Raw genomic sequence first — 2,703 nt, 5'->3', positions numbered from 1 at the left:
TGCGCAGCGCTGCCGGCCACAGCGCGGTGGCCGCCGCACGGTCGAGCACGCCGCTCAGCGCGAGCGTGTCGCCGTCGCGGCGCAGCTGCGGCGCATCACTTGCCACTGTTGCCCGCCGGTGCCGCCTGCAGCGTGCCGTTGCGCAGCTCGGCCGCAACCTCGGGGATCGACTTGTTGCGCAGCGGGGTGTCGAACTGGTTGCGGAAGGTCTGCACGTAGGACACGCCCTCGACCATCACGTCGAAGATCTTCCAGCCCGCGCCGGTGTTGCGCAGCAGGTAGTCCACCGGCACCGGGTCGCCGCCGCTGCGCAGCAGCTCGGTGGAGACCTTGACGCCGCGGCCGCCGGGCAGCGGGGTTTCCGACTTCACCCGCACCTGCGGCTTGCCTTCGAAGGTCAGCAGCGAGGTGCCGTAGCGCTGCATCAGGTTGTCGGCCATCGCGTCGCCGAACAGCTTGACGTCGGCGTCGGAGGCGCCGCGGCCGTGCACGCCCAGCACCAGGCGGGCGGCGTAGTCGCGGTCGAAGGACTTGTTCATCTCGCTGTCGATGAACTGGCGCAGCGCGGTCGGGTTGCTCTTGAACTCGCTGCGGCGCTGTTCCAGCGTGGTCAGGATGCGTGTGCTGTTCTCCAGCACCACCTTGCTGGCCGAACCGGCCTGGGTGGCGGCGGCGGCCGGCGCGGCGGCCTGGGCCAGGGCGGCGGAGGGCGCGGCCACGGCCAGCGCGGCGGCGAGAGCGGCGGAAAGCAGTTTGATCGTCATGGCTTGGGTTCCGTTGCGGGCGTGGTGGGGTCGGCAGAGGGTGCGGCAGCGGGTGTTGCGTTCTTGTCGCCGCCGGCGCTGCCGCCGCCGAACATGTACTTGCCGACCAGCTGGATCAGGTCCACCGCCGGCTGGGTGAAGGCGATTTCCTGGCCGGGCTTGAGCGTGTCGGGGTCGCCGCCGGGCTGCAGGCCGACGTAGCTCTCGCCCAGCAGGCCGCTGGTCAGGATCGCCGCCGAGGTGTCGGCCGGCAGGTCCTTGTACTTGTCGTCGATGGACAGGGTCACCACCGAGTCGAACTTGGTCGGGTCCAGGTCGATCTTGGCGACCTGGCCGATGATGACGCCGCCGATCTTCACCGGCGCCTGCGCACGCAGCTGGCCGATCTGCGAGAAGCGCGCGACCAGGTCGTAGCGGTGGCCGCCGAAGCCCCACTGGCGGTTGGTGGAAGCCAGCGCCAGCACCAGCAGCGAGGCCAGGCCCAGCAGCAGGAAGGCGCCGACGGCGAACTCGAGACGGGGACCACGGAGAGCCATAACGTGTCTACCTTGTTGATTCAGCGTGGCCGCGGCGCCAGTGCCGCGACCGGGATGTTGCCGCGGAGCCTGCCGTCGCCGGCCGGCCCCGCGTTGGCGCCGCTCAGCGGAACAGCAGCGCCGACATGACGAAGTTGAACATCAGCACCAGCAGCGAGGCGTTGACCACGGCGCGGGTGGTGGCCACCGAAGTGCCCTCGATGGTCGGCTCGGCATGGAAGCCGACATAGGCCGCCACCAGCGCCGCCGTGCCACCGAACACCGCCGACTTCAGCATCGCCACGCCGAAGTCGTCCCAGAAATCCACGCTGCTCGACAGCGCAGACCAGAACGTGCCGCGGTCCAGGCCGAGCGCCGCCACCGCCTCGAAATAGCTGGCGCTGATCGCCAGCGAGCAGAAGATGCCGGTCAGCAGCGGCACGGTCAGCACCGCCGCCCAGAAGCGCGGCGCCACCGCCTTGGCCACCGGGTCGATCGCCATCAGCTCCAGCGCCTTGATCTGGTCGGTCGCACGCATCAGGCCGAGCTCGGCGGCGATGGAACTGCCGGCGCGGCCGATGAACAGCAGCGCGGTCAGCACCGGCGCCAGCTCGCGGTACAGCGACAGGCCGAGCAGCGTGGACAGCGCATCGGAGGCGCCATAGGTCTGCAGCGTGCGGTAGCCCTGCAGGGTCAGCACCAGGCCGACGAAGGCGCCGCCCACGGCGATGATCGGCAGCGAACGCGCGCCGACCTTGTAGATCTCGCGGATCAGCTCGGCCAGCAGGTCGCGGGTCGGCAGCGAGCCGCGCAGCACGGTCAGGAAGAACAGCCCGGCACGGCCCAGGGAACGGATCGGGGCAACGATGGCCATCAGGCGGCGCTCCGCGCGCGCTGCGGCGCATCGAACGGGATCGGGCCGTCGGGACGGCCGTGCAGGAACTGCTGCAGCAGCGGATCGGTGCTGGCCTGCAGGTCCTGCGGGGTGCCGGCGAAGACCACGCCGCCGTTGGCGATGGCCACGGCCTGGTCGCAGATCGGCAGGGTCTCGTGGACGTGGTGGCTGACGATGATGCTGGTCAGGCCCAGGGTGTGGTTGAGGCGCTGGATCAGACTCATGATCACGCCGGAGGCGATCGGGTCCAGGCCGGTCAGGGGTTCGTCGTAGATCATCAGCGGCGGGTCCAGCGCCAGCGCCCGCGCCAGCGCCACGCGCCGCGCCATGCCGCCGGACAGCTCGCGCGGCCAGGCATCGGCGGCGGCCAGCAGGCCCACCGCGTGCAGCTTCAATGCGACCAGCCGCTGCAGCACCGGTTCGGGCAGGCGGGTGTGGGCGCGCAATGGCAGCGCCACGTTCTCGGCCACGCTCAGGTCGGTCAGCAGGCCGTTGCCCTGCAGCAGCACGCCGATGCTCTTGCGCGTTT

The 2,703-nt window shown here is 70.7% G+C and carries 4 protein-coding genes and 1 pseudogene; all 5 read right to left on the bottom strand.

What is annotated here, in order from left to right:
• A pseudogene (locus D180_RS24565) lies at positions 1–106 on the bottom strand (anti-sigma B factor antagonist); the annotation flags it as partial.
• On the bottom strand, positions 96–764 hold the full coding sequence (locus D180_RS12585) for an ABC transporter substrate-binding protein (protein ID WP_017909943.1): 669 nt from the start codon (positions 762–764) through the stop codon (positions 96–98). The gene D180_RS12585 and the pseudogene D180_RS24565, both read right to left, overlap by 11 nt.
• The gene (gene mlaD / locus D180_RS12580) at positions 761–1,300 is read right to left on the bottom strand and encodes an outer membrane lipid asymmetry maintenance protein MlaD (RefSeq protein WP_017909944.1); all 540 of its coding nucleotides are present in this window, start codon (positions 1,298–1,300) and stop codon (positions 761–763) included. Before mlaD ends, D180_RS12585 begins: the two co-directional genes overlap by 4 nt.
• Before the next feature lie 103 nt (positions 1,301–1,403).
• Positions 1,404–2,153: an MlaE family lipid ABC transporter permease subunit gene (locus tag D180_RS12575; RefSeq protein ID WP_017909945.1), complete on the bottom strand. Its 750-nt coding sequence runs from the start codon at positions 2,151–2,153 to the stop codon at positions 1,404–1,406.
• On the bottom strand, positions 2,153–2,703 hold a 551-nt coding region (locus tag D180_RS12570; RefSeq protein WP_017913067.1), incomplete at its 5' end, for an ATP-binding cassette domain-containing protein. The genes D180_RS12570 and D180_RS12575, both read right to left, overlap by 1 nt.

The organism is Xanthomonas sp. SHU 166, assembly GCF_000364685.1.
GTDB classification, from domain to species: Bacteria; Pseudomonadota; Gammaproteobacteria; order Xanthomonadales; family Xanthomonadaceae; genus Xanthomonas_A; species Xanthomonas_A sontii.
This window is presented reverse-complemented; position numbering and strand designations above follow the sequence as displayed.

What these genes read in the sequence shown, in the direction of transcription:
- D180_RS12585 (WP_017909943.1), bottom strand. Translation starts at nt 764, where the DNA reads ATGACGATCAAACTGCTTTCCGCCGCTCTCGCCGCCGCGCTGGCCGTG.
- mlaD (WP_017909944.1), bottom strand. Translation starts at nt 1,300, where the DNA reads ATGGCTCTCCGTGGTCCCCGTCTCGAGTTCGCCGTCGGCGCCTTCCTG.
- D180_RS12575 (WP_017909945.1), bottom strand. Translation starts at nt 2,153, where the DNA reads ATGGCCATCGTTGCCCCGATCCGTTCCCTGGGCCGTGCCGGGCTGTTC.